Raw genomic sequence first — 24,944 nt, forward strand, 5'->3', positions numbered from 1 at the left:
GCGCGAGTGTGGACAGGGCCGCAGCCAGGGCTGTGGAGACCCAGTGATGCAGGCCACATGTGCCTCGACTAGGCTGGAGGACGTTGAAACGCATACGTGCTGCGGACACGAGTCCGCAGCGCGGAAATCCGAGGAGGAAATATGGCTGATGCAGTAATCGTGGCCGGAGCACGGACACCGTTCGGGCGGCTGCAGGGCGAGCTGTCGAAACTCAGCGCCGTCGAGCTCGGCGCCGAAGCCATCGCCGGTGCTCTCGATCGCGCCGGCATCCAGGGCTCCGACGTCGGCTACGTGATCATGGGTCAGGTTCTCCAGGCCGGGGACAGTCAGGGTCCCGGTCGACAGGCTGCAGTCAAGGCCGGCATCCCCATGTCTGTTCCGGCCGTGTCGGTGAACAAGCTGTGCCTGTCGGGGATCAATACGATCACTCAGGCCGCTCAGCTGATCCGCGCCGGCGAGTACGACGTCGTCGTGGCAGGCGGTCAGGAGTCGATGAGCCAGGCGCCGCACATGCTCATGAAATCGCGTTCGGGTTATAAGTACGGCGATGTCGTCGTCAAAGACCACATGGACTACGACGGTCTCTGGGACGCCTTCACCGATCAGGCCATGGGCGGTTTGACCGAGGAGGCCAACGCCGGTGACCGGGAGTTCTCCCGCGCCGAGCAGGACGCCTTCTCCGCTCGTTCGCACCAGCGCGCTGCGGCGGCACAGGAGACCGGTGCCTTCGCTGATGAGATCGTTCCCGTGACCATCAGCTCGCGCAAGGGCGATGTCACCGTCTCCGCCGATGAGGGGGTGCGCCCGGACACGACTGTCGACTCCCTGTCCACGCTGCGTCCGTCCTTCCGCAAGGATGGAACGATCACCGCCGGCAACGCCTCGCAGATCTCCGACGGAGCCTGCGCCGTCGTGGTGATGTCGCGTGAGAAGGCCGAGGAGCTCGGCGCTCCGATCCTTGCGGAGATCCGGTCGCATGCCTGGACCGCCGGACCGGACTCGACTCTCCAGCATCAGCCCTCCCAGGCCATCAAGGCCGCCGCCGAACGCGAGGGCGTTGCGGCCGACTCCTTCGATCTCTACGAGATCAACGAAGCCTTCGCCGCTGTCGGTCTGGCCAGCGCGAAGGACCTCGGCATCGACGAGGACAAGGTCAATGTCAACGGAGGCGCCGTTGCGCTGGGCCACCCGATCGGTGCCTCGGGTGCCCGAGTCGTCCTCACACTTGCCCTCGAGCTCCAGCGCCGAGGCGGCGGCACAGGCATCGCAGCGCTCTGCGGCGGCGGTGGGCAAGGCGATTCGCTCATCGTGACAGTTCCTGCTCGGTCCTGAGCAGAATCGTTCACTCGAAGCCAGAGAGATGAGACGGTGGGGAGTCGATCTGCTCCCCACCGCGCTCGAAAGGAAGGACCATCATGCTCGCAGCATTCTCAGTCGCGCCCAGCGGGGGAGAAGGGACCGATGCTTCGGTCCATGACGCCGTGGCCGCGGCCGTCGAGATCGTCCGCAGGTCCGGCCTGCCGCACCGCACGGACTCGATGTTCACGACTATCGAAGGCGAATGGGACGACGTCTTCGCGGTCATCAAAGACGCCACCGAGGCGGTCGGCGAGTTCGGCACTCGGGTGTCGCTGGTGGTCAAGGCCGATATCAGGCCCGGCTACACCGGAGAGATCGACGGCAAACTCGAGCGTCTGGAGAAGGCGATCGGCGCCCGCGAAGAGTCCTGAGTCCGATTCTTCCGAAATTCTCAGTGACGTGAGTCTCATCTGGCGTTAGTCCATCTCCATCGGATGCATCGAACGAAGGAGATGGACAATGAATGGTGCAAAGCTCTTCTCTGTTGCCACGGCACTCACGCTCGTCGCGTTGGTGGGCTTTATGCTCGCGGGATTCTTTCCGATCATCGTCGACTTCGCGTTCGGCATCGAAGCCGCAGCAGTCATCCTTGCGATGACAGGAGTGATTGCCGTGTCCTTTGTGACAGTGCGCAAGTCGATGGAGAACGCGGCCCGTCATTACTGAGATTCTCCTGCCGAGCTGCCACGGCAGCGATCCGGCCCTGATTCGCGGCGGCGACTGAGACAGTCCGCGTCGAATCGGGGCCGCTTTCTGTTCTCCTCCGGGCATCGGTTACGATGTTTGAGCCTCCGTAGCTCAGTCGGATAGAGCAACCGCCTTCTAAGCGGTAGGTCGCGGGTTCGAGCCCCGCCGGGGGCGCTTCCTATGCCCGCATCCGCCTATCGGGCGGAATCGGGCGGTCAGCTCAGCCGCTGAGCAATTCCGCGCCGATACGGCGTGGCAGTTGGTGCGGAGCTGGGTAAACATAGAGAGTGGAGGCGTGATGACTGAGAGTAAGAGTGCCGTGACGCTGCCGGTCGGCCAAGCGTTGAACGATATCGTCAAGCGAGTGTCGGAGACGCGCTTCACCCTGCGCAGCGACGACTTCGCCGACGCTCGCGCAGCACACTCGACACTGAGCTCCGAACTCAACGACTACGTGCTGCCGCGGATCAATCGATCACGGACTCCGTTCCTCATCGCAGTGGGCGGTTCGACCGGTGCAGGCAAATCGACCTTGGTCAATTCCCTCGTGGGCCGCAGAGTCAGCCCCGCCGGAGTGCGTCGACCGACGACGGGCAACCCGGTCGTCATCTTCAATCCCGCCGATGCCAAGTCCTTCGAGCCCGAACACTATCTGCCTGAACTGCCGCGCAGCTCCGACCCGCAGTCGAGCGTGCCCGGAGTCGTCCTCATCGCCGATGAGAACATCGAAGCAGGCACAGCCATCCTCGACTGCCCCGATATCGACTCCATCTCGGAGACGAATCGTGCACTCTCGCGCAGGGTGCTGCTCAGTGCAGACCTGTGGCTGTTCGTGACGACGGCGAACCGGTACGCCGATGCCGCCCCGTGGACCCTGCTGAAGACTGCGGCTGTGCGAAGCACCTCGGTCGCCATCGTGCTCGACCGGGTTCCGCCCGAAGCCAACCGCGAAGTCAGGCATCATCTGTCCAGCCTGCTCGCTGATGCGGGACTGGCGAACTCACCGATCTTCTCCGTCGCCGAGCTCGAACTCGAAGAGGGGCTGCTGCCTCATGCGGCGATCTATCCGATTCGGTCGTGGATCTCACAGGTCGGCACGGAGGGCAGCTCCCTCGAACGCATCCGCAATCGCACGCTCGCAGGTGCCATCGCCGCCCTGCCCGCACGAGTTCGCGAACTCGCCGATTTCGCTGAGAATCAGGAAGCGGCCCACAGCACTCTGGCCGGTTCGTTGGAGGCGAGTTTCCGAACTGCCCAATCGGGACTCGTCGACGTCTTCTCCGACGGACGGGTCCTGCACGGTGAGGTCAATGCCCGCTGGCAGGACTTCGTGGGCACCGGGCAGCTGTTCCGCGGCCTGGAGCCGACGATGGCTCGGATGCGCGATCGCATCTCCGCGGCGGTGACCGGCAAACATGACGCTGCCACACCTCTGCACGTGGCCATTCTGCGCAGTGCGGCGGTCTCGCTGCGGGAACAGGCCATCGACGCGGTCGATGAGGTCAATGCCGAGTGGCGCAATACAGCTGCAGGCGCGGCACTCATCGAAGACCAGCCTGAACTGCGCACGGTCGGTGTCGGGCTCGAGGATGCGGTGAAGTCGGCGGTGAGCCAGTGGTCCGACGAGGTCAATGCGCTGGTCCGCGATATCGGTCAGGGTAAGAAGTCCAAGTCCCGAATCCTCTCCTTCGGCGTTGCAGGCGTGTGCGCCGTCGTCGAATACGCGGCCTTCTGGGATCCGCAGCGCACCCACGACGCCGGGCAGACCACTTCGCAGGGAGCCGGAGTCGCACTCAATCTCGCAGAGACGATCTTCGGAGCGGACGAGGCTGCCGGACTCATCGCGTCGATCCGTCAGCGCTTCCTCGATGCCGCTGGCGGGATCGTCGCGGGCTGTCGGACTCCCTTCGACAACGCACTGAGCCTATCCGCGGTACCGGCGCGGCAAGCGGGCGCCCTGCGCGCCTCCGGTGAACGACTTGAGGTGGCATTGTGAACAGTTCTGCACAGACCGAGATCCGGCGCCTCGCCGAAGGAATCCGACATGCGCTGTCACTGAGTGAGGACAAGCTGGCCGGAGACGTTCGCGCCGATGCCCAGAATCTGCTCGACCGGGCCGACGACCGGCTGGGACTGGGGGAGGATTTCACGGTCGTGGCGTTCGCCGGCTCCACCGGGTCCGGCAAGTCCTCGCTGTTCAACGCGGTTGCCGGTCTCGAGATCGCCCGCGTCGGCGTGCGTCGACCCACGACCTCACGCCCGACCGCATGCGTCTGGGGCGAAGGCGGCAACGATGTCCTCGACTGGCTGCACGTGCCCGAACGCAGCCGCACCTGGCGCGAATCGGCCCTCGACGGCGACGATCAGCGACGCCTGCACGGACTGATCCTGCTCGACCTGCCGGACCACGACTCCACGGCTGTCGAACACCGTGTCGAGTCGGATCGGCTGGTGGGACTCGTCGACGTCGTGTTCTGGGTCGTCGACCCGCAGAAATACGCCGACTTCTCACTGCATTCGGAGTACCTGACCAAGCTCGCCGAAAACAGTGCGAACATGGTCGTCGTGCTCAATCAGATCGACAAACTCAGTCCGGAGGAGCAGAAGGCCGCAACCGATCATCTGCGCCAGCTGCTCAACGAAGATGGGCTGAGCGAGACGAACGTGCGCATCTCCTCGGCTACGACCCGAGAAGGCATCCCGGAGATCCGCAGCATCCTCGCCGATACCGTCGACTCCAACGATGCCGCTGCCGAGAGGCTGTTGGCCGATATGCAGGCGATGGCCAAACGGATCCGGAAGGATCTCGGAGAACCGGTCTCATCCCCGGACGAACTGCCAGGCGCATCCCGACTGGTCGAGACGATGTCGGAAGCCGCAGGTGTCGAAGCTGTGGCACAGACGGTGCACGACGATTACATCCGCCGTGCCTATCGGCAGACCGGCTACCCTGTCCTCGCATGGGCACAGCGCAACGCGCCCGACCCCTTGGGCGCCAAGCACGGTCAGGATCGGGACGAGCTCGTCCGCGCCTCGGTGCCGGCGACGACGCGGGCCCAGAGCTCCCATGTCCGTCTCATGGCTCACGAACTCATCGCAGGATCCGTGTCGACCATGCCGCAGGCATGGCAGAACGAGGCCGCGGCGGCAGAGAAGAAGAGCACGGACGAACTGTCTCAGAACCTCGACTCGGCCGTGACAGCTGTGGAGATCGCCCGGCAGAGTCCCGGTTGGTGGTCGCTGGCACATACCCTGCAGATCATCTTCTTCGTCGCCTCGATCATCGGTCTGCTCGGCATCATCGTCTCCGCGCTCGTCGCCGCGATCGGCTCGGGTGCGCTGCCGGCATGGTGCTGGATCGTCAGCGTCGGTCTGTTCGTGATCGGCTGCATCGGCTCCGTCGTGACCTCGCTGATGGCGAAGTCCGCGCGGGCCAGAGGTGCTGAAGAAGCGGCCGCCGAAGTCGACGGCAGGCTGCGAGACGCGGTCGGTCGCGTCGCCCAGAGTTCGTATCTCAACCCGGTGAAGACCGTCATCGGAGAGCACCGACGGGCCTACGAGATGCTCGGCTGAGTCGCAGACATGCACCTCGGACTCGAACACACAACGCGTACGACTCCGACCGTGATGCCCTGTGGACGCAGAACCACTGTCCACAGGGCATTTTCTGACCCTGGACACCGGACCGGAGGATCGGGCTGACTGGAGGTCCATGCGGACACCGAAGACCGCATGGTCCCAGCACACCGATTTGGAGTCACCGATGTCCGCAATCCCGATCACCGTCACCGGCACCATCGCCACAGAGCCGACCGCACGCACACTTCCCTCCGGACGTGCCTGTGCCTCCTTCAGGCTGGCCGTCAATCATTGGAGAGTCGATAAGAGCACAGGTGAGTTCATCGACGACGGAACCTCGTGGTTCGGCGTCGACTGCTACGGCGAGCTGGCCAGCAATTCCGCGACGTCGCTGACCACCGGGGCTGCGGTGATCGTGTCGGGCAGCCTGAGGAACCGGGAATGGGCCACCGAGGAGCGCAGCGGAATCTCGCCGACGGTGGTCGCCGAGCACATCGGTCCCGATCTCAGATACGGAACTGCTCACTACCAGCGGGCGAAGGCATCCGATCGGTCACAGCCGCCTGCCACACAGGCGAACACCGTGCCGACCGGCTCGCACGGTGCAGCCTGGGATGCCTTGGCCCCCACCCCGCCGGACACCGGCACCGGAGACAGCGAGAGCCTCGCCTCGCGGGGGCCGGACGGAGCGACGGGGACGAACGGTGAGGACGATCACACGACCGAAGCCGAGGGTGGGACCGAACGCGACGTCGCCACCGATGCCCCGGGAACTGCGGGGGCAGACAGCAAGCCGGGCGACGCAGACGATGCGATCGCACGTGAGACTGCGAAAGCCGCAGCACCGTTCTGATCACGTGGATACGACGGTTCGAGGTCGATCTGCTTCCGCCCTCGGTACGGGGGATCGGCTACAGTGAGATAGTCAATCGTCCCCTCTCGCCGAGGATTCAGATGCGTCTCGTTCCTGTGCTGGGTGCCGCAGCACTGACTCTGGCATTGTCAGGCTGCTCACTTCTCGGCTTCGGTGCCGATGACTCGCAGCCGCAGCCGAAACAGACCCAGGCGAAGCCCGTTGCCGAAGTCGACAAGGTGCTCACGGCACTCAAGCCGCTGACGGGCGACAAGGAATCGGTGCCGTCGACGAAGAAGTTCTTCACCACGATGCTGGACGCCGGATATGAACCCGAGCAGCTCGAGGCGACGATCGACGAGTCTCCACTGGGCAATGAGGTGCCGTCGAAGATGTTCGGCGTCAAGACCGACAAAGGCTGCGTCGTCGGAGAGATTCGGAAGGGCAAAGCCACCGCCGACCTCGTCCAGCCGACCGAATCGACGGGCTCCTGTCTGTTCGGCGAGGTCGAACGGCCGGAGGGCGTCACAGCGCCGAAGGGCGAGAAGCGCGACGAAGACGGTGACTCCAACGGCGCCGGCCACCTGCCCGGCGAGGATATCAACGGCGAAGACGGTGAGACCGAGAGCCCCCCGCCGAGCGGGGACGACTCTGAGTCGGCGAGCACCGGGGGAGCGGAAGGGACCGCAGGCTCCGAGGGGTCGGACAGCTCACAGGGCACCGGCGGGACATCCGGGGAAGGCGGTTCCGGGGAGACCTCGAACGAGGGCGACTCCTCCGGCGAAGCCCCATCACTCGGCGGCGGCTGAGCAGTCGCAGACGGTCGATGCACCGCTTCGGCGGCTGCTGAACAACCCCGGTGTCTGCCGGGCGTCAAGTAGCGCCGGGGTGTGCCGAACCGATAGCCTGAGTGCACTATGGCCGAATTCATCTACACCATGCACAAGGCGCGCAAAGCGCACGGTGACAAAGTCATCCTCGACGATGTATCGATGTCGTTCTATCCCGGAGCGAAGATCGGTATGGTCGGCCCCAACGGCGCCGGCAAATCAACGATTCTCAAGATCATGGCGGGAATCGAGCAGCCGTCCAACGGTGAAGCTCGACTCAGCCCCGGATACTCGGTGGGCATCCTCATGCAGGAACCGCCGCTGAACGAGGAGAAGACCGTCCTCGGCAACGTCGAAGAAGGCGTCGGCGAGATCAAGGCGAAAGTCGACCGCTTCAACGCGATCTCCGAAGAGATGTCCAACCCCGATGCGGACTTCGACGCCCTCATGAAAGAGATGGGCAAGCTGCAGGAGGCCATCGATGCCGCAGATGCTTGGGATCTCGACTCCCAACTCGAACAGGCGATGGACGCTCTGCGGTGCCCGCCGCCGGACGCTGACGTCGCTGTTCTCTCCGGTGGTGAACGCCGCCGGGTGGCGCTGTGCAAGCTGCTGCTCGAAAAGCCCGATCTGCTGCTCCTCGACGAGCCGACCAACCACCTCGATGCGGAATCGGTGCTCTGGCTCGAGCAGCACCTGAAGACCTACCCGGGCGCAGTCATCGCGATCACGCACGATAGGTACTTCCTCGACCACGTGGCCGAATGGATCGCCGAAGTCGACCGCGGACATCTCTACCCCTATGAGGGCAACTACTCGACCTACCTCGAGAAGAAGCAGGAGCGCCTCCAGGTCCAGGGCAAGAAGGACGCGAAACTCGCCAAGCGACTCAAGGACGAACTCGAATGGGTCCGTTCGAACCCGAAGGCGAAGCAGACGAAGTCGAAGGCCCGTCTGGCACGCTACGAAGAGATGGCAGCCGAAGCGGAGAAGACGCAGAAGCTCGACTTCGAAGAGATCCAGATTCCGGCCGGCCCCCGCCTCGGTGATGTCGTCATCGAAGCGGACAAGATCGAAAAGGGCTTCGACGGGCGCACACTCATCGACGGGCTGAGCTTCTCGCTGCCGCGCAATGGCATCGTCGGCGTCATCGGACCCAACGGCGTCGGCAAGTCGACGCTGTTCAAGACGATCGTCGGTATGGAAGAGCTCGACGGAGGAGACCTCAAGGTCGGAGAGACCGTGAAGATCTCCTACGTCGATCAGTCCCGCGGCGGAATCGACCCGGACAAGAACCTGTGGGAAGTCGTCTCCGACGGACTCGACTTCATCCAGGTCGGCAAGGTGGAGATGCCCTCTCGAGCCTATGTCTCCGCGTTCGGATTCAAAGGCCCGGACCAGCAGAAGAAGGCAGGAGTCCTCTCCGGCGGTGAGCGCAACCGCCTCAACCTCGCGCTCACCCTCAAACAGGGCGGAAACCTGCTCCTGCTCGATGAGCCGACGAACGATCTCGACGTCGAAACCCTCGGCTCGCTGGAGAACGCTCTCCTCGACTTCCCCGGCTGTGCCGTGGTCGTCTCGCACGATCGCTGGTTCCTCGACCGCGTCGCCACACACATCCTCGCCTGGGAAGGCACTGAGGAGAACCCGGCGAACTGGTACTGGTTCGAAGGCAACTTCGAAGCCTACGAGAAGAACAAGGTCGAACGACTCGGCGAAGACGCGGCCCGTCCGCACCGAGTCACCCATCGCCGTCTCACCCGAGACTGATCTCAGTCCGGTCTGAGCTGCCTCGGGTCCGACTCTTCCTTCGCAGGCACAGGGATGCCCCGGTCGAATCGACCGGGGCATCCCTGTGCCTGTGCTGATTCGCTAGTCTGCGAAGCCGAGGCCGTCCACAAACTCTGGGGCTGTCCGCGGAACCTGAGTCCCGAACCAGGCCGACCCGTCTGTGCGCCCGGGTTCGATGAGGCCGTGCGGGCGGGCCGGACTGTGAGTCAGTCCTGCGAGCGGCTGGTGAGTCCGCCGAGGCGCGCGATGCCTCTGAACAGGAGACGCAGGAGGATCGTGCCGATGACTCCGCACAGCACGGCGAGCAGGCCGCACACCGCCACGTGCAGATCCGTGCGTCCCATGAACGCCACGAGGCTGAGCAGCCCGATGACGAGGAACAGCGCCACGTTGACCAACCGGCTGAGGATGGTGCCGATGATATCCATCATCGTCGGGTCCTGATGCGTCATCGAACGTCCTTGACCCGGACCATGCCTTCCTGGGCCACGGTGGCGAGCAGGGTTCCGTCCTGAGCGAAGATGCGCCCGTAGCCGAGCCCGCGTCCGCCCTGCGCGGCAGGGGACTCCTGCACATAGAGCATCCATTCGTCGACGCGGACTCGGTGGTGCCACCACATGGCATGGTCGAGGCTGGCCACGCGCAGACCCGGGGTCCGCCAGGTCAGTTCGTGGTGGCGCAGGACCGGCTCGAGCAGATTGAAGTCGCTGGCATAGGCGAGAGCGGCGGCATTGAGCACAGGGTCGTCTCCGAACGTCGCGCCGGCCCGGAACCAGGAATGCTGTTCGGTGATGGAGGGATCGGACACGCCCGACGTGTGCAGGGACGGCTCGACCGGACGGACTTCGAAAGGACGCTTCTTCAGCCAATCGCTGACGAGCGGAGAATCCTCGTCGCCGAGGTAGTCGAGGAGTTCCGGGCAGTCCTCGGGAGCCGGCAGATCGGTCGGCATCTGCTCGGCATGGCTGAGGCCGGGCTGATCGTCCTGGAACGACGCGCTCAGCGACAGGATCGGCGCACCCTTCTGGTAGGCGTGGACTCGGCGGGCAGAGAACGAACGGCCGTCACGCAGCCGCTCGACTCCGAACTCGATGGGTTCGCTGACATCGCCGGCGCGCAGGAAATACCCGTGGAGCGAATGGATCAGACGGTCGCTGGGAAGCGTGGCCGCGGCTGCGACGACGCACTGTGCGAGGACCTGCCCGCCGAAGACCCGACCGTCTGGTTTGTACTGGCTGTGCCCGATGAAGAAATCCGTCTCGCTGGAAGCCGCGGTGAACTCGAGTCGGCGCAGAGCGAGGATCTCGTGCAAGGTCGCTACGTTCGCCTCCGCTTCGGTGGATGCTTCGTCGGTCATGGGCTTCTCCCTCGGATGACTGGACCAATCAAGCGTACGAACCACGATCTTATCGCGTGCGGCATCACCGTGATGAAGGTGGCATGATGGGGTGCATGCATTCAGGCTCCACCAACCCCCTTCTCGACGAATTCACCCGCGTACTGTTGGAACTGAGATGGGGTGACATGGACGCCTACGGCCACGTGAACAACGTCACTCAGCTCAAACTGTTGGAAGAGGCGCGTGTCCGGGCCCTCGGCTCTCCCACCCACAGCTCTGATGCGCCGACCACGCCGGGACAGCACGGGGTGTCCGCGACGGTCAGCGGGGTCGAGATGCCGACGATCTTCGCCGACGCCTCGGCCACGACCGAACTGCTCGTCGCCTCCCACGCGATCGAATACCGCTCCCCGATCCCGTATCGCACCGGACCCATCGCCGTCGATCTCGTCATCAGCGATGTGCGACCCGCGTCGGTGACGGTGGGTTATGTCATCTGCGAACCGGACGGTTCGCGCACCTACACGGTCGCCGAAACCGTCATCGTCTTCATCGATATCAGCAGCGGTCGGCCCCGACGACTCAGCGAAGTCGAGACCGCGGCCATGGACTCGGTGCTCGGCACGCCCGTGCCGCTGCGGAGGGCCGGCCGATGACCGAACTGCACATCACCGACCCGCTGGCGATGCGAGATCTCTCCGCATTCGCGTCGCTGGCCCACCGGGCGGATGCCGACGGAGCGATGCGGCTGCAGGTCGTCTCCGACGTCCTTGCCGCCACAGTGGCCCCGCTGTTCCCACACGGACTCGGCGACTCGACGCCGCTGGTGCTGGCCATGCGGATGCTGCGCCTGGACGACCACGAACAGGACGGCTTCGACGAGGCGGTGCCGCTGTCGAATCTCCTCGACCGCTTTGCACACGACGAGAACGGAACCACTCTGCCGGTGCCGCCGAATTCCGTGCTCGTGTCGTGGACGGGGATCGCGCCTCCGCGCGGAGGCTGGGCCGCATACGACACGATCACGGTCGGACGGCTCCACGAGACAGCGGAGACAGGGATCGCAGAGATCAGCACCGGTGCGCCCGAAGGATCCGGAGGGCACGCGGTCAAGGCCCTGCGCTCCCGTGTGTGGTCACGCGAGATGACCGGTGAGCAGTCCACCGCGATGCCCGGTGGACTGGCCTTCGCCGCCGCTGCGCTGCGTTTCATCCCGCCCGCTGGTCGCGATGACGATCGGCAGCTGCACATCATGGAATCCGGGGGTTGGCTGCGCCTCGTCGCCCCGGGCGGTCATCTGCTCACACGCGCTCGGAGCCGGTGATCAGCGGATGTGCGGATTCGTGTTGACCATCGCGGTCGCCGCCCGCTGGAAGTAGTCCCAGAACATCTCGTCGTACAGCGGCGGCAGGCTCACATCGTCGAGGGCTGCACGCATGCAGCGCAGCCAGCGGTCCCGGGCGTCGAAATCGATCGGATAGTCGAAGTGCCGCATCCGCAGTCGCGGGTGACCTCGTTGCTCCTGATAGGTCGACGGACCGCCGAAATACTGTTCGAGGAACATCTGCAGACGATGCTTGGCCCCCTCCAGCTCATGGCCGTCCGGATACATCGCGATGAGCTCGGCATCCGCGTCGACGTGCTGGTAGAACACGTCGACGAGGCGGGTGAACGTGTCATGCCCGCCGACTGCGGCGAAGATTGAGCCGTCAGCTGTCTGCGCCATCACTCGATCCTTCACTGGGGGAGTCTTCCTGGACGGTGCTGCGGATCTCCTGGTCACCCGGCAGCGGCGAGGGATTGTCGGTGTCGGTGGCGACCGCGGGAGCCATCGCCCTCTCCTCAGAGGGCAGGGTGCGCAGAACCGTCTCCTGCACCATACCGATCTGCCCGCCGTGCTTGGCCAGCTGGGTCATCAGTTCGGCGCGGAAGGCACGCTCGACCATCCACTGCAGGTTCGGTTTGGTCCTGATCATGGTGCGGATGACTCGGTGGGAGCCCGACAGCGACTGGACCCCGGCGATCTCCGGATCCTCGAGCATTGCATTGGACAGCTCGGGATCCTTCCGCAGCGAGCGTGTGACCTCATCGGTCATCGTACGGTACTCATCCATCGAGGTCCGGTAGTCGATGGGGATGTCGAGGACGGCGCGAGCCCAACCCTGGGACAGATTGCCCACACGCAGGATCTCACCGTTGCGCACGTGCCACAGGGTGCCGGTGAGGTCACGGATCTGAGTGCCACGCAGGCCGACGTCCTCGACTTCGCCGACGGCTTCGCCGAGGTCCACGGTGTCACCGATTCCGTACTGGTCTTCGATGACGATGAAGAATCCCGACAGGTAGTCGCGGACGAGCTCCTGAGCACCGAAGGCGATGGCCACACCGGCGATGCCGGCGGATGCGAGGATCGGGGCGATGTTGAAGCTCAGTGCATCGAGGATCATGAGGATCGCGATGACACTGACGAGGATCGTCGTCACCGATGAGAGCATCCGCCCCACGGTCTTCGCCCGCTGAGCTCGGCGCTGCTTGATCGTCTGCTGGTCGATCCCGGTCCGTTGCGCCTCGAGCGCCGTGGCCGAGAATTTCGTCCGGCCGGCGCTTTCGGCCTTCTCGCTGCCGACGGTGCCCTTGGCCACCGCGGTGGTGAACCGGCGGATGAAGAGTCGGATGATGAGATTGACGACGATGGCGCCGATGATGATGACGGTGATCTTCAGCGGCGCGCCGAGGAGGAAGGTTCCCCAGTCGAAGTCACTTGCTTTCTGAACAGTGGAATCTATTGCATCGGTTGTCATGATCTTTCGAGATTAGCCGTGAAGGTTCAAAGATCGCTTGGAACTGCTGGACACACGCTGAACTACCAGTGCGCGCTGCGCGTCGGCGAGGTTCTCCCGCATCAGCCGCACCAGGCCCTTCGGCGCGGAAGGATGATCGTTGAGCCACCGGGAAGTGGCGTCGACTGTGGCTGAACTCACCGGCGGGTACAGCCGCAGAGTCATCGTCTGCGCCATCTCCAGCGTGCGCGTCTCCCACCAGCCGGCCACCCGGGCGAAGTACTCCTCGGCGAACGACCCCAACGGTGCCTCGGCGGCGATGAGCTCGCCGGAGGCCGTCTGCAGACCGGTTCCGAAGCCGAGTGCGAGTGCCCCGAGTTCGGAGTTCGGCAGGTCGGCATCGTCGACGATGCGGGTGAAGGTCCGGGACTTCGACGCCGAGGTGGGGCGGCTGGCCCGTGCGGTCGCGGCGTGGCGCACACCGGTGGCGCTGGGGTCCTTCCTGCTCATCTCTTCGACTGTGGAATCGTCGACTGCGTCGTTCGAGCACAGCCCGATGATGATCTCCCACGTCAGGTCGGTGTCCAGAGTGATCCCACTGACGCGTTCCGTCTCCGGCCGCAGCCAGGACTTCAGCCGGTCCAATTGACCGGGCGTGGTTGCATGGCGGATGAACCCGCGCACGAACTGGAAGGCCTGATCGGTTCCCTCCTCGCCCGTTTCGAGCAGCTCGATGAAACGGTCGGCCACCTCGGCGTGCATCGTCTCCCGCTCCTGCGGCGGAAGATAGGAGGCGACCGCGGTGTCGAGCTGTCGCATCTGCGTGAGCAGTCCGGACGAATGGGTGATGGCTTGCAGGTGGGTGAGCACCGTGTCGATGTAATCGTGAACAGGACGTTCACCGTCACGGACCTCATCCCACAGGGTGGCCAGAACGAGCAGCTGGGTGAGCGAATCGTCGAAGTCACCCAGCCGGCGCGCCGCCGTCTCCATGCTGCGGGAGTCGAAGCGGACCTTCGCATAGCTGAGGTCGGCGTCGTTGACGACGATGACATCCGGCCGGGGCAGGCCTCGGGCCTCGTCCACCTCGGCGGATTCCCCGTCGATGTCGAGGGGGAACGAATGGGTGCGCTCGAGACGTCCCTGCCCGTTGTCCGAATAGAAGCCGACGGCCAGCCGGTGAGGTCGCAGGGACGGGGTGGGCTGCCCCGGAATCGACCAGGGGCGCTGGGTCACCTGCAGGGTCGCGATCGTCTGTTCGTCCGCCCCCGATTCCTCTGCTGCCGGCTGACCGTCCTCGGTGGTGATCACGGCCTCGAGGAGGTTGACCCCGGACTCTTCGAGCCACAGCTTCGACCAGCTCTCCAGATCCCGACCAGAGGTGGCCTCGAGCTCGGTGAGGAGATCGGAGAGCTCGGTGTTCGACCACGCATGCTTGTCGAAGTAGCTCCTCAGCCCGGCGAAGAATTCGTCCCGACCGACCCAGGCCACGAGCTGCTTGAGCACCGATGCTCCCTTGGCATAGGTGATCCCGTCGAAGTTGACCTCGACGTCGGCGAGGTCCTCGATCGGGGCGACGATGGGATGCGTGCTCGGCAGCTGATCCTGTCGGTACGCCCAGGACTTCTCGATCGTGGCGAAGGTCGTCCACGCATCGGCGAACTCGGTGGCCTCGGCCGTGGCCAGGGTCGACATGAACTCGGCGAAGGATTCGTTCAGCCACAGATCGTTCCACCAGCGCATGGTCACCAGGTCGCCGAACCACATGTGCGCGAGTTCGTGGAGGATCGTGACCGTGCGGCGTTCGACCAGCGCCTCGGTAGGGCGGGAGCGGAACACATAGTTCTCGAGGATCGTCACGGCACCGGCGTTCTCCATGGCTCCGGCATTGAACTCGGGAACGAAGAGCTGATCGTACTTCTCGAACGGGTAGGACACACCGAATTCTCGTTCGAAGAACTCGAAGCCGGCCTTCGTGATCCGGAACAGCTTCGTCGCATCGAGGTGTTCGAGCAGGGATGCACGGCAGTACAGGCCCAGGGGCACAATCGAGCCGTCGGAGGATGTCAGCTGCGAATGCACGGACTCATACGGGCCGGCGATGATCGCGGTGATGTACGACGAGATCGGTGTGGTGGGGGCGAACTGCCACACCGCCATGCCGTCCTGCGGAGCAGCTCCGAGCTCGGCGAAGGTCTCCTTCGGGTCGCCGGGTGTCGGGGTGGGCGAGTTCGAGACGACGGTCCACTTCTCCGGTGCGACGACGGTGAAGGAGAACGGAGACTTGATATCGGGCTGTTCGAAGACCGGGAAGACACGACGGGCGTCGGGGACCTCGAACTGGGAGTAGAGGTAGACCTCGTCATCGATCGGGTCGACGAATCGGTGCAGGCCCTCTCCGGTGTTCATATAGGTGAAGTGGGCGTCGACGATGAGTTCGTTCTCAGCGGCGAGGCCGGGAAGGGTGATGCGGGCCGGCGCGACCACCTCGGCGAGGTCGAGGTCGGTGCCGTTGAGGCGGACGCGCTCGACACTGGCGGTGATCGCATCGATGAACGTCGTCGAATCCGGTGCTGCAGTGAAGCGGATACGTGAGCGGACGCGGAAGCTCTCACCAACTCCTGTGAGGATCAGGGTGTGCTCGTAGCTCGAGACGTCCACGATGGCGGAGCGTTCGCGTGCCTCGTCGCGGGTGAGGTTGTGTTGCGGCACTGTGAGGTGACCTTTGCTTCGGGAACCGGGTGTACTCGGACATTCTTTCATGGACATTCACTCCTCGTGCGATCTCGGCGGCACTGATCATGATTCGACCGCTGTCCCCGCATTCGGTCGGCCTTGATAGATTGAGCACCGACACGATGGGTACCCGGCATGGGGCCCGCACACGTATGACAGAGGAGAGACAGTGAGCAGAGAAACACTCGATCTGTGGTTCGACACGGCCTGCCCGTGGGCATGGATGACCTCACGGTGGGGGCTCGAAGTGGCGAAGGTCCGCGACGTGGACGTGAAGTTCCACCCGATGAGCCTGAACTTCCTCAATCGTGACAAGGACATTCCGGACGACTACCGGGCACTGATGGATCGGGCACTGGCTCCGATGCGCATCGTCACCGCCGCGATCGCCGAACACGGAGACGAGATCGCCGAACCGCTCTACACCGCGATCGGCAATCGTATCCACCCGGGTGGGGAGAAGGACTTCGACAAGGCCGTGTCCGAGGCGCTGGCCGAGCTCGAGCTGCCGGCCGATCTCATGAAGTACGGCGAGACCGAGGACTATGATGCTCGGCTCCAGGCTTCCCACGATGAGGCGCTGAGCTTGGTCGGAGACGATGTCGGCACACCGATCTGCCGTGTCGCCGGAACCGCGTTCTTCGGCCCTGTCGTCACCCCCGCTCCGAAGGGAGAAGACGCCGGCCGGCTCTTCGACGGAGTCCTCGCGGTCGCCTCGACGCCGGGATTCTTCGAACTCAAGCGCACACGTGACCAGGGCCCGAACTTCGACTGAGTCATTTGGGCCGAACCAGCGGCCGCGACTCGACAGCCCGTTCACTCAGCGGACTCGATCGATCAAGAGATCCCACCGAAAGGCAGTTATATGAAGGTTCACCTCGGCACCGACCACGCCGGATTCGAATTCAAGGAGGTGCTCAAGGCGCACCTCGAGTCAGCCGGGCACGACGTCGTCGACCACGGCGCCCACGAGTACGACGCTCTCGATGACTACCCGGCATTCTGCATCGCCGCGGCACAGGGCGTCGTCGATGACCAGGCAGCCGGCGTCGAAGCGCTCGGCGTCGTGATCGGCGGATCGGGCAACGGCGAACAGATGGCCGCGAACCTCGTCAAGGGTGCACGCACCGCTCTGGCCTGGAACCCGGAGATCTCGAAGCTGGCCCGTCAGCACAACAATGCTCAGATCGTCGCCGTCGGTGCCCGCCAGCACCCCGAAGACGAAGCCATTGCGATCGTCGACGCGTTCCTGGCCGAGCCGTTCTCCGGCGATGAGCGTCACGAACGTCGCATCGACATCATGGCGAAGTATGAGGAGCAGGGCCCGCAGGCTCTGTGAGAGGGAGAACACTGTGAAGATCCACGGCGCCGTGCTGCGCGAGATGAAGCGACCTCGACCATTCACCCAGTCGCAGCCGATGACGATTGAGACGCTCGAACTCGATGAGCCGGGTCCCGGGGAGATTCGCATCCGGATAATGGCCGCCGGGGTCTGCCACTCGGATCTGTCCGTCGTCGACGGCAACCGTCCCCGCCCGCTGCCGATGCTGCTCGGTCACGAAGGCGCGGGAATCGTCGAGAAACTCGGCGACGGCGTCGATGACCTCGAGATCGGCCAACAGGTCGTCACAGTGTTCCTGCCGCGCTGCGGGGAATGCGCGAACTGCCGCACCGACGGCAAACTTCCCTGCACCCCCGGAAGCGCGACGAACGGTGCCGGGACCCTGCCGTTCGACGGACACAAGGTGCGTCTCCACGATGACACCGGCGCCGAGGTGCTCCACCACCTCGGCGCGTCCGTGTTCGCCACCCACGCGGTGGTCAACCGCGCTTCCGTCGTTCCCGTCGGCGATGATGTTCCCGCGTCCATCGCCGCTGTGCTCGGCTGCGCGGTGCTCACCGGCGGGGGAGCGGTCCTCAATGCCGGCAAGCCGGGGCCGGACGATGAAGTGATGATCGTCGGTCTCGGCGGCGTCGGGATGGCCGCGCTCATCACGGCGCTGTCCATCGAGACCGCTGGAGTCATCGGCGTCGACGCGAATCCGGACAAGCTTGTGCGGGCGAAGGAACTCGGAGCGATCGAGGTCTTCACCCCCGAACAGCTCGGGGAGAGGAAGGCTCCGATCGTCATCGAATGCGTCGGGCATGCTCGGGCCTTCGAGACCGCGCTCTCCGCCACTGCAGTCGGCGGGACGACCGTGACAGTGGGTCTGCCTGCCCCGGATGCGCAGGCACACATCACCCCGGTGACCCTGACGGCGGAGGCCCGGACCGTGATCGGCTCCTATCTGGGGTCGGCGGTGCCGAGCCGCGATATCCCCGTCTACGCCCAGCTGTGGAGAGAGGGCAAGCTGCCGGTCGAGGAGCTCATCTCCGACACCATCGGTCTCGACGATCTCAACTCCGCATTCGACGCGTTGGCCGCCGGATCCGTCGTGCGACAGATCATCGACTTCGGGGCCTGAGCCGCGCGACGCCCGCGGTCGCAGGAGATCCGAATCTCTCCACACCACCTGCGGCACGGGCATCTGCTCACGGCCGACCGCGTCTACTTCCGGGGCACGGCCACAACCGATCCGCCGGGGCCTGCGTAGACGGCGAGCCCATTGGACAACGTGCCCGTCGGGGCGACCTCCTTCTTCTCCCCTTCGGGGACCTCGAACTCGGAGATTCTCTGACCATCCCTGATCAGCATCCCCGGCTGCTTCGCCGGGTTGAAAGTCGCCGTGTCCTCGTGCCCTGAGTAATCAATGGCGATCACGGTGCCGTCGTCGTATACAGCCTGAGCCATGGCAGTGGTCCCGCCGTCGTCGCTGAGACAGGTGGGGTCTGATCCCTTCCACACAGCGTTGCCTGCAGCGACGAACTCTCCGTTGGGGCTGGAGAAGCTGTGGTCGAGCCGGAGAATCTCATCGGGGTAGCAGTCCTTGATGACCGCGAGGCGCTCACCCTTGCTGAGGTCGATCATCTCCGTCGCGCTCTCTCCCACTTCTCCGGAACGGATGATGGCGATGTCTTCGTCGACGACGACACGTGGCTTGATGCTGCCCGCTCGTTCGGTGCTGCCGGCGAAGTCCCGGTACGTCGTGGTCGTGCCGGATCGGCCACCGGTCGGATGCCAGATGAGCTCATTTCCGAATTCCTCCTCCAGCGTCACTGCGGACTTTCCGGTCGCGTACTGGAGGTGTTCGAACGTGTCTGTCGAACCATCGGAATTCACCACAAGATTCTTCTGGTCGTCGTCTTTGTACTGGAAACTCAGCCCCCACGTGCTTTCCCTCGTCGGCATGAAGTGAAACCTCCATCCGTCGGGGATTTCGACCTTCTCGAGGTTGTCCCCGGACTCGGCATCAAGGAGGAAGGTCTGAGAATGGCTGGCCAAGATCTCGGTGTTCAGTCCCAGCTTGCCGCCGGCCATCCGGCGTACGTCTGAAATCTCTTCATCGTCGTCGGAGAAGTGCTCCGCCAGATCCAGCTGCCACGCGATCGTGCCGTCTGGATTGCGGGATTCGAGCTTCGATCCGCCCCACCGGACGACACGGTCGTCGAAGACCTGCACCTGATCTTCGAAGTCATTCGTCAATGGACCTTCCTGCCACTCGGGCTCGCCGAATGCCGTGGAGGGATACAGCACGTCGACCTCGTCGGATCCTTCCGTCGGCGGAGCGGAATTCGCTTTGCGGTCGGCGCCTTCTGAACATCCGGTGACCACCAGTCCGACCGCAGCGAACACTGCCGCGCAGCGGGCCCCCATCGTCATCGCCATTTCTGACCCTTTCTGAAGCCGTTGCGACAAACGGAGCCACCATACGGCACATCTGATGACTGTTCACAATCGGGGGATCGAGTCATGCTCGCAGATGAGCGGGCATAAGAGGGAGCCGCGAGTGGCGGTCGAGCCGAAAGGTGGCTGAGCAGATCGGACGCACATAGAGAGAAGCCGCCCGGATCGATTGGTCCGGGCGGCTGGAGTCTGTCGGGATGACAGGATTTGAACCTGCGACCCTCTGTTCCCAAAACAGATGCGCTACCAAGCTGCGCCACATCCCGCGACGGCTCCTATCTAACCACAGGCGGGTCGCGACTCGCACCTTGCGAATCAGGCAAACCCGCCAATGCGACACACCTCACAGTTCCAGCGATCAAGTGACGCAGGTCACCGAATGTCGATTTGGCGGTCGAGGAAGTTCTCGACTATAGTCGAACTCACAACACGGGGATGTAGCTCAATGGTAGAGCCTCAGTCTTCCAAACTGATGGTGCGGGTTCGATTCCCGTCATCCCCTCCACAAGCCGGTCTGACCAGATGGTCAGGCCGGTTTTCTTATGCCCGGACGGGTAGGATCCTTCTCATGACCACTGCCGTTCGGCCGCCACGCGGCACGCTCCCGCGCGATGAGCGTGACACCGCCCGGCCCAGTCGGCGGGCGGTTCTCACCGGTGCCGCTATCGGAATCGGCGCGATCGGTCTCGGTTCAGCGATCACGACGGCCCTCGCCGAGGCAGCCCGACCGGACCCGGTCCGTTCGGTCACCGCCGCCTACACTCGTTCGGGCCTGCGCGAGGTTGTGGATGCCGAATCCGTGCAGATCCTGCCCGCACAGTCGAGAGTCATGCCGGACCTTGCCGATCCGGGTCCGGCGCTCGGGCAGCAGGAGTTCCTCGACGGCTGCGAGTCATGGCTGACAACGCTGCCCGCCCACCGTCGAGAGCTCGCGGTCGCAGCTCTGCTCGACCTGTGGGTGCTCAGCGACGGGCTGCCCGCTCCGGTCGCCGGATGGGCGGGTGCGTGGCGCTATGTCTGGCCGCGGGATACCGCCTTCTGCGCGGTGGCTCTGGCGCGGGTCGGGCTCTCGGGCCTGGCCTGGGGTCATCTGCGCTATCTGCAGTCCGTACAGGCGCCCGACGGGGCGTTCGCCGCCCGCGTCGACCCCGAAACCGGTCTGGCGCCGGACGATCGTGCGTCGCAGTTCGACTCACTCGGCCTCGTCCTCTGGGCGGTTGCCGAAGTGCACGCCGTCTCCACGGCGACAACCGGAGGCTCCGATCTCGGGGGACTCGACGATCTGCTGCGACGGACCAGTTCGCGGCTGTTCGATCTCACGTCCCGCGGCCGCCGTCTGCCTCCGGCCGGACCGGACTATTGGGAGGTCGGAGAATCACAGGTCACGCTCGGCTTGGCCGGACCGACTCTGGTCGGGATGAACTCGCTCACCGCGCTGACGAAAGCGGATCCGGGGCTGTGGAGCCGCCTCGGCGAGGAAGCCGATGAGGTTCTGCGGGGAGCCGATGACTATCGTCAGACCTTCAGCCGGACCTTCGGGGCCAATGGGATGCAGCGGTATCCCACCTCGGGCGGATCCGATTCGGCCATCGCCTACCTGCCCGCCGCCGGACTCGTGCCGAACGCGGAGGACGGAATCTACGCGCTCGACCCCGAGCTCCTCGCCGGAGTCTGGGACCGTCTCGAACAGCCGGCCGGCGGGATCAAGCCCGGGCATGGGTGGATCCTCGACCGCTCAAGTTGGACGCCGTCGACGTCGCTCATGGGGCTCGGCTTCGCACGCCTCGGACTCAGCGCCAGGGCCGAATCGGTCCTCGACTGGCTGACGGAACACCGCACGAGTGCCGGGTCTCTTCCGGAGAAGATCAGCGCGGACGGCGATCCGGTCTCTGCAGCCCCGCTGTCATGGACGGCGGCCAACGTCATCATCACCCTCGACGAGCTCTACGGGCACCGAGGCGGAGCGGCCTCGTGACAACACCCCGGTTTCGCGTAACGGCGGGGGTTTCGCGTAACATAGGTGATTGCGTCTTGCGGACGTGCGCGAACTATTCGTGGACTTTCGCTCCCTCCAAGGTCACGAGATGACCGATCAGGCTGTGAGATGGCCGTTTGCGGTCACGAACCCGGACGATCAGGTCGGAGATGACCGAAAATGCATGACTGTCGAATCTGAAAGGTCACACTGTGAAGAGCTCCGTCGAGCAACTCGACCCCACCCGGGTCAAGATCAGCGTGGAAGTCCCATACGCCGAACTCAAACCGAGCGTCGACGAGGCATACAAGACCATCGGTGCTCAGGTCACCGTCCCCGGCTTCCGCAAGGGCAAGGTCCCCGCGCGCATCATCGATCAGCGCATCGGTCGTCCTGCTGTGATTCAGGAAGCGATCAACAACGGTCTGGACGAGTTCTACCGCAACGCGGTCGACGAGCATGACCTCAAGCCGATGGGCCAGCCCGAGGTCGAGATCTCCGAGGTTCCCGGCCTCGACGGAACCGAAGACGGCGAGCTCGGCTTCACGGTCGAGGTCGACGTGCGTCCCGAGGTCGAACTGCCTGCCTACGACTCGATCACCATCGAGGTCGACCCGATCGACGTCACCGACGCCGATGTCGATGCCGAGCTCGAGCAGCTGCGCACCCGCTTCGGCACCCTCGTCGCCGTGGATCGCCCCGCGGCCAAGGACGACTTCGTCACCCTCGACCTCGTCGCCACCATCGGCGACGAAGAGATCGACACCGCCTCCGACATCTCCTACCAGGTCGGCGCCGGAACGATGCTCGAAGGCATGGACGAGGCTCTCGACGGCCTCTCCGCCGGAGAGACCACGACCTTCGAGACCACCTTCGCCGGCGGCGAGCACGCCGGCGAACAGGGCACCGTGAAGATCACCCTGGGTGCCGTGAAGGAACGGGAACTGCCCGAGGCCGACGACGACTTCGCTCAGCTGGCCAGCGAGTTCGACACGATCGCCGAACTGCGTGAGGATCTGCGCGTCCAGGCCGGCAAGTCCAAGGAGACCGAGCAGGGCGTGCAGGCACGCGACAAGGTCCTCGAACACCTCATCGAGACCCTCGAGGTCCCGGTCCCGGCCAAGATCGTCACCGACGAGGTCGAGCGTCACCTCGAATCCGAGAACCGTTCGGACGATGACGAGCACCGCAAGGAGGTCACCGAGGAGACCGAGCGCAACCTGCGCACCCAGTTCATCCTCGACGCCGTCTCCGAAGCCGAGAACGTCGAGGTCAGCCAGCCCGAACTCATCGAGTACCTGATCTCCGCGTCGCAGCAGTACGGAATGAACCCGAACGAGTTCGCCCAGATGCTCGACAGCTCCGGCCAGGTCAACGCCCTCGTCGGCGAGGTCTCGCGCCGTAAGGCTCTGGCCGCCGTCCTCGCCGGTGCCACGGTCAAGGACACGGCCGGAAATGTCGTCGACATGGAGGCATTCACCTCCGCCGGCGACGACGCCGAGGATGCAGACGCCGAGGCCGCCAGCGCTGACGCGCAGAGCGCGGACGCTGACGCCGAAGCCCCTGCAGAGGCCGCCGAAGAGAACTGAGGGTCAGCCGCCTCGGCGGTGGAATCCTGATGAGACGGTGGGTGCGGATTGCGATCCGTGCCCACCGTCTCTGCATCTTCAGGTCCCGATCACGCTGAGGGCGAACACAGGCCTCGCCGCGGACTAAAACCCGGGGGAGAGCGGTTAGAGTCCATATCAAGCCATCCACAGAACACAGGAGTGAAACGTGAGCGCATACGACACGACAGCTCCCGTCGGCCTCGACGCCGGTGGGGGAATGGGTCTGGACGACCACATCTTCAATCGTCTTCTCAAGGAGCGCATCATCTGGCTCGGTTCGGAGGTGCGTGACGACAACGCCAACGCCATCTGTGCGCAGATGATGCTGCTCGCAGCCGAAGATCCTGACGCGGACATCTCGCTCTACATCAACTCGCCCGGCGGATCCGTCACCGCCGGTATGGCCATCTACGACACGATGCAGTACATCAAGCCCGATGTCTCCACCGTGGCCATGGGCATGGCCGCCTCGATGGGACAGTTCCTGCTGTCCTCGGGTGCGCCGGGAAAGCGCTATGCCACCCCGCACGCCCGAATCCTCATGCACCAGCCGCTGGGCGGCATCGGCGGAACGGCCACTGACATCAAGATCCAGGCCGAACTGATCCTGCACATGAAGAAGCAGATGGCGGAACTGACCGCTCAGCAGACCGGCAAGTCGCTCGAGCAGATCCTCAAGGACAACGACCGCGACCACTGGTTCACCGCTGAGGAAGCGCTCGAATACGGATTCATCGACAAGATGGTCACCAGCGCGTCCGACGTCGAGAACAACTGAGCAGGAGTGAGGGAAGTATGAATGCAATGAACTTTATGCCGGGGTCGACGGCGTCGAATATGCCGCAGTCGCGCTACGTCATGCCGCAGTTCGAAGAGCGCACACCCTATGGCTTCAAACGCCAGGATCCCTACACCAAGCTCTTCGACGATCGTGTGGTGTTCTTGGGTGCCCAGGTCGACGACACGTCAGCCGACGATGTCATGGCTCAGCTGCTGGTTCTCGAATCGCAGGATCCTGACCGTGACATCACTCTCTACATCAACTCGCCCGGTGGTTCGTTCACCGCGATGACGGCCATCTACGACACCATGCAGTACGTCAAGCCGGAGATCCAGACTGTCTGCCTCGGTCAGGCCGCCTCCGCTGCCGCCGTTCTGCTGGCCGCGGGCACACCCGGCAAGCGTCTCGCTCTGCCGAATGCACGTGTGCTCATCCACCAGCCCGCGATGCAGGGCCAGGGGCAGGGACAGGCCTCCGACCTCGAGATCCAGGCCGCTGAGGTGCTGCGGATGCGCGAATGGCTCGAGGCAACTCTGGCCAAGCACTCGAACAAGGAAGCCTCGCAGATCTCGAACGACATCGAACGCGATCTCTTCCTCACGGCCGCTCAGGCCAAGGACTACGGTCTCGTCGATCAGGTGCTCTCGTCGCGCAAGGACGCGAACTGATCATCGTGCTGAGCACTGGCAAGCGCTGATAACGGGTTCGTACGATTGCGATCGTACGAACCCGTTCTCGGTTCTGCCCGCCGACACACCGAGACGTGGCTGGGGGCTCGTGTCCGCCGCGTATGGGAAGCTATTGAGGTACAGGAAATACGAGCGGTAGAGTTGGGACCAA

Annotated in this window: 23 protein-coding genes and 3 tRNA genes; 19 read left to right on the plus strand and 7 right to left on the minus strand. The window is 64.4% G+C overall.

Annotation, left to right across the window (positions count from 1 at the left end; translation table 11 throughout):
* Positions 1-141: 141 nt before the first annotated feature.
* The 9 genes from BLIN9172_RS04030 (at position 142) to ettA (ending at position 9,078) form a co-directional block, all read left to right on the plus strand.
* Positions 142-1,332 (plus strand): acetyl-CoA C-acetyltransferase, encoded by a 1,191-nt coding sequence (locus tag BLIN9172_RS04030; protein WP_101553942.1) that lies wholly within the window; start codon positions 142-144, stop codon positions 1,330-1,332.
* 83 nt (positions 1,333-1,415) lie between these two features.
* The gene (locus BLIN9172_RS04035) at positions 1,416-1,730 is read left to right on the plus strand and encodes a thiamine-binding protein (protein ID WP_101553943.1); all 315 of its coding nucleotides are present in this window, start codon (positions 1,416-1,418) and stop codon (positions 1,728-1,730) included.
* 88 nt (positions 1,731-1,818) lie between these two features.
* Positions 1,819-2,025, plus strand: coding sequence for a hypothetical protein (locus BLIN9172_RS04040; RefSeq protein WP_101553944.1), 207 nt, complete (start codon positions 1,819-1,821; stop codon positions 2,023-2,025).
* A 121-nt stretch (positions 2,026-2,146) separates the two neighbouring features.
* Positions 2,147-2,220: transfer RNA gene (locus tag BLIN9172_RS04045), tRNA-Arg, on the plus strand.
* A 124-nt stretch (positions 2,221-2,344) separates the two neighbouring features.
* Positions 2,345-4,042 (plus strand): dynamin family protein, encoded by a 1,698-nt coding sequence (locus BLIN9172_RS04050; protein WP_101553945.1) that lies wholly within the window; start codon positions 2,345-2,347, stop codon positions 4,040-4,042.
* Complete coding sequence (locus tag BLIN9172_RS04055; protein ID WP_101553946.1) at positions 4,039-5,619, plus strand: GTPase; 1,581 nt, start codon at positions 4,039-4,041, stop codon at positions 5,617-5,619. The genes BLIN9172_RS04050 and BLIN9172_RS04055 overlap by 4 nt, the downstream gene beginning before the upstream one ends.
* A gap of 190 nt (positions 5,620-5,809) precedes the next feature.
* Positions 5,810-6,478: a single-stranded DNA-binding protein gene (locus BLIN9172_RS04060; RefSeq protein WP_164742793.1), complete on the plus strand. Its 669-nt coding sequence runs from the start codon at positions 5,810-5,812 to the stop codon at positions 6,476-6,478.
* Between the two features lie 101 nt (positions 6,479-6,579).
* The gene (locus tag BLIN9172_RS04065) at positions 6,580-7,287 is read left to right on the plus strand and encodes a DUF6993 domain-containing protein (RefSeq protein WP_101553948.1); all 708 of its coding nucleotides are present in this window, start codon (positions 6,580-6,582) and stop codon (positions 7,285-7,287) included.
* A 108-nt stretch (positions 7,288-7,395) separates the two neighbouring features.
* Positions 7,396-9,078 carry an energy-dependent translational throttle protein EttA gene (gene ettA / locus BLIN9172_RS04070; RefSeq protein ID WP_101553949.1) on the plus strand — a complete coding sequence of 561 codons (1,683 nt, stop codon included), beginning with the start codon at positions 7,396-7,398 and terminating at the stop codon, positions 9,076-9,078.
* 227 nt (positions 9,079-9,305) lie between these two features.
* On the opposite strand, the gene BLIN9172_RS04075 is transcribed toward ettA, so the two are convergent.
* Positions 9,306-9,551: a hypothetical protein gene (locus tag BLIN9172_RS04075; protein WP_025776823.1), complete on the minus strand. Its 246-nt coding sequence runs from the start codon at positions 9,549-9,551 to the stop codon at positions 9,306-9,308.
* Entirely contained in the window at positions 9,548-10,456 is a 909-nt protein-coding gene (locus tag BLIN9172_RS04080) for an acyl-CoA thioesterase (protein ID WP_025776822.1), read from the minus strand. Before BLIN9172_RS04080 ends, BLIN9172_RS04075 begins: the two co-directional genes overlap by 4 nt.
* Before the next feature lie 95 nt (positions 10,457-10,551).
* On the opposite strand from BLIN9172_RS04080, the gene BLIN9172_RS04085 reads away from it, so the two are divergent.
* Positions 10,552-11,094 carry an acyl-CoA thioesterase gene (locus BLIN9172_RS04085; RefSeq protein ID WP_051504971.1) on the plus strand — a complete coding sequence of 181 codons (543 nt, stop codon included), beginning with the start codon at positions 10,552-10,554 and terminating at the stop codon, positions 11,092-11,094.
* Positions 11,091-11,762 carry a DUF8185 domain-containing protein gene (locus BLIN9172_RS04090; protein ID WP_101553950.1) on the plus strand — a complete coding sequence of 224 codons (672 nt, stop codon included), beginning with the start codon at positions 11,091-11,093 and terminating at the stop codon, positions 11,760-11,762. The genes BLIN9172_RS04085 and BLIN9172_RS04090 overlap by 4 nt, the downstream gene beginning before the upstream one ends.
* Here the strand turns inward: BLIN9172_RS04090 and BLIN9172_RS04095 are convergent, their stop codons facing one another.
* Genes BLIN9172_RS04095 through pepN form a run of 3 tightly spaced genes read right to left on the minus strand, consistent with a single transcriptional unit; the run spans position 11,763 to position 15,930 of the window.
* Positions 11,763-12,164 (minus strand): globin, encoded by a 402-nt coding sequence (locus BLIN9172_RS04095; protein ID WP_101553951.1) that lies wholly within the window; start codon positions 12,162-12,164, stop codon positions 11,763-11,765.
* Positions 12,148-13,239, minus strand: a complete 1,092-nt coding sequence (locus BLIN9172_RS04100; RefSeq protein ID WP_101553952.1) for a mechanosensitive ion channel family protein — start codon at positions 13,237-13,239, stop codon at positions 12,148-12,150. Before BLIN9172_RS04100 ends, BLIN9172_RS04095 begins: the two co-directional genes overlap by 17 nt.
* Before the next feature lie 12 nt (positions 13,240-13,251).
* Positions 13,252-15,930, minus strand: a complete 2,679-nt coding sequence (pepN, locus tag BLIN9172_RS04105) for an aminopeptidase N (RefSeq protein WP_101554045.1) — start codon at positions 15,928-15,930, stop codon at positions 13,252-13,254.
* A 193-nt stretch (positions 15,931-16,123) separates the two neighbouring features.
* Between pepN and BLIN9172_RS04110 the strand changes: the two genes are divergently transcribed.
* From BLIN9172_RS04110 to BLIN9172_RS04120, 3 genes are all read left to right on the plus strand, one after another.
* Entirely contained in the window at positions 16,124-16,729 is a 606-nt protein-coding gene (locus tag BLIN9172_RS04110) for a mycothiol-dependent nitroreductase Rv2466c family protein (protein WP_101553953.1), read from the plus strand.
* 90 nt (positions 16,730-16,819) lie between these two features.
* Complete coding sequence (locus BLIN9172_RS04115) at positions 16,820-17,293, plus strand: ribose-5-phosphate isomerase (RefSeq protein WP_101553954.1); 474 nt, start codon at positions 16,820-16,822, stop codon at positions 17,291-17,293.
* 13 nt (positions 17,294-17,306) lie between these two features.
* Positions 17,307-18,419 carry an alcohol dehydrogenase catalytic domain-containing protein gene (locus tag BLIN9172_RS04120; RefSeq protein WP_101553955.1) on the plus strand — a complete coding sequence of 371 codons (1,113 nt, stop codon included), beginning with the start codon at positions 17,307-17,309 and terminating at the stop codon, positions 18,417-18,419.
* Positions 18,420-18,502: 83 nt separating this feature from the next.
* Here BLIN9172_RS04120 and BLIN9172_RS04125 read toward each other — a convergent pair whose 3' ends face one another.
* Entirely contained in the window at positions 18,503-19,720 is a 1,218-nt protein-coding gene (locus tag BLIN9172_RS04125) for a hypothetical protein (RefSeq protein WP_145997919.1), read from the minus strand.
* 210 nt (positions 19,721-19,930) lie between these two features.
* Positions 19,931-20,004: transfer RNA gene (locus BLIN9172_RS04130), tRNA-Pro, on the minus strand.
* A 165-nt stretch (positions 20,005-20,169) separates the two neighbouring features.
* Between BLIN9172_RS04130 and BLIN9172_RS04135 the strand changes: the two genes are divergently transcribed.
* The 5 genes from BLIN9172_RS04135 to BLIN9172_RS04155 all read left to right on the plus strand — a co-directional run bounded on the left by BLIN9172_RS04135 (position 20,170) and on the right by BLIN9172_RS04155 (position 24,772).
* A tRNA-Gly gene (locus BLIN9172_RS04135) sits at positions 20,170-20,243 on the plus strand.
* 63 nt (positions 20,244-20,306) lie between these two features.
* Positions 20,307-21,713 carry a glycoside hydrolase family 15 protein gene (locus BLIN9172_RS04140; RefSeq protein WP_101553957.1) on the plus strand — a complete coding sequence of 469 codons (1,407 nt, stop codon included), beginning with the start codon at positions 20,307-20,309 and terminating at the stop codon, positions 21,711-21,713.
* Between the two features lie 212 nt (positions 21,714-21,925).
* Entirely contained in the window at positions 21,926-23,302 is a 1,377-nt protein-coding gene (gene tig, locus BLIN9172_RS04145; RefSeq protein WP_025776811.1) for a trigger factor, read from the plus strand.
* Positions 23,303-23,540: 238 nt separating this feature from the next.
* Positions 23,541-24,101, plus strand: a complete 561-nt coding sequence (locus BLIN9172_RS04150; protein ID WP_051504969.1) for an ATP-dependent Clp protease proteolytic subunit — start codon at positions 23,541-23,543, stop codon at positions 24,099-24,101.
* 26 nt (positions 24,102-24,127) lie between these two features.
* The gene (locus tag BLIN9172_RS04155; RefSeq protein ID WP_025776809.1) at positions 24,128-24,772 is read left to right on the plus strand and encodes an ATP-dependent Clp protease proteolytic subunit; all 645 of its coding nucleotides are present in this window, start codon (positions 24,128-24,130) and stop codon (positions 24,770-24,772) included.
* The last annotated feature ends 172 nt before the right edge of the window (positions 24,773-24,944 follow it).

The organism is Brevibacterium linens ATCC 9172 (genome assembly GCF_900169165.1).
In the GTDB taxonomy this organism is placed as follows: Bacteria; Actinomycetota; Actinomycetes; order Actinomycetales; family Brevibacteriaceae; genus Brevibacterium; species Brevibacterium linens.

Coding starts and splice junctions, on each gene's coding strand:
- BLIN9172_RS04150 (WP_051504969.1), top strand. CDS start 23,541: ATGGGTCTGGACGACCACATCTTCAATCGTCTTCTCAAGGAGCGCATC.
- BLIN9172_RS04095 (WP_101553951.1), bottom strand. CDS start 12,164: ATGGCGCAGACAGCTGACGGCTCAATCTTCGCCGCAGTCGGCGGGCAT.
- BLIN9172_RS04060 (WP_164742793.1), top strand. CDS start 5,810: ATGTCCGCAATCCCGATCACCGTCACCGGCACCATCGCCACAGAGCCG.
- BLIN9172_RS04040 (WP_101553944.1), top strand. CDS start 1,819: ATGAATGGTGCAAAGCTCTTCTCTGTTGCCACGGCACTCACGCTCGTC.
- BLIN9172_RS04090 (WP_101553950.1), top strand. CDS start 11,091: ATGACCGAACTGCACATCACCGACCCGCTGGCGATGCGAGATCTCTCC.
- BLIN9172_RS04075 (WP_025776823.1), bottom strand. CDS start 9,551: ATGACGCATCAGGACCCGACGATGATGGATATCATCGGCACCATCCTC.
- BLIN9172_RS04035 (WP_101553943.1), top strand. CDS start 1,416: ATGCTCGCAGCATTCTCAGTCGCGCCCAGCGGGGGAGAAGGGACCGAT.
- BLIN9172_RS04140 (WP_101553957.1), top strand. CDS start 20,307: ATGACCACTGCCGTTCGGCCGCCACGCGGCACGCTCCCGCGCGATGAG.
- BLIN9172_RS04100 (WP_101553952.1), bottom strand. CDS start 13,239: ATGACAACCGATGCAATAGATTCCACTGTTCAGAAAGCAAGTGACTTC.
- BLIN9172_RS04115 (WP_101553954.1), top strand. CDS start 16,820: ATGAAGGTTCACCTCGGCACCGACCACGCCGGATTCGAATTCAAGGAG.
- BLIN9172_RS04125 (WP_145997919.1), bottom strand. CDS start 19,720: ATGGCGATGACGATGGGGGCCCGCTGCGCGGCAGTGTTCGCTGCGGTC.
- BLIN9172_RS04155 (WP_025776809.1), top strand. CDS start 24,128: ATGAACTTTATGCCGGGGTCGACGGCGTCGAATATGCCGCAGTCGCGC.
- BLIN9172_RS04080 (WP_025776822.1), bottom strand. CDS start 10,456: ATGACCGACGAAGCATCCACCGAAGCGGAGGCGAACGTAGCGACCTTG.
- BLIN9172_RS04065 (WP_101553948.1), top strand. CDS start 6,580: ATGCGTCTCGTTCCTGTGCTGGGTGCCGCAGCACTGACTCTGGCATTG.
- BLIN9172_RS04030 (WP_101553942.1), top strand. CDS start 142: ATGGCTGATGCAGTAATCGTGGCCGGAGCACGGACACCGTTCGGGCGG.
- BLIN9172_RS04085 (WP_051504971.1), top strand. CDS start 10,552: ATGCATTCAGGCTCCACCAACCCCCTTCTCGACGAATTCACCCGCGTA.
- ettA (WP_101553949.1), top strand. CDS start 7,396: ATGGCCGAATTCATCTACACCATGCACAAGGCGCGCAAAGCGCACGGT.
- BLIN9172_RS04050 (WP_101553945.1), top strand. CDS start 2,345: ATGACTGAGAGTAAGAGTGCCGTGACGCTGCCGGTCGGCCAAGCGTTG.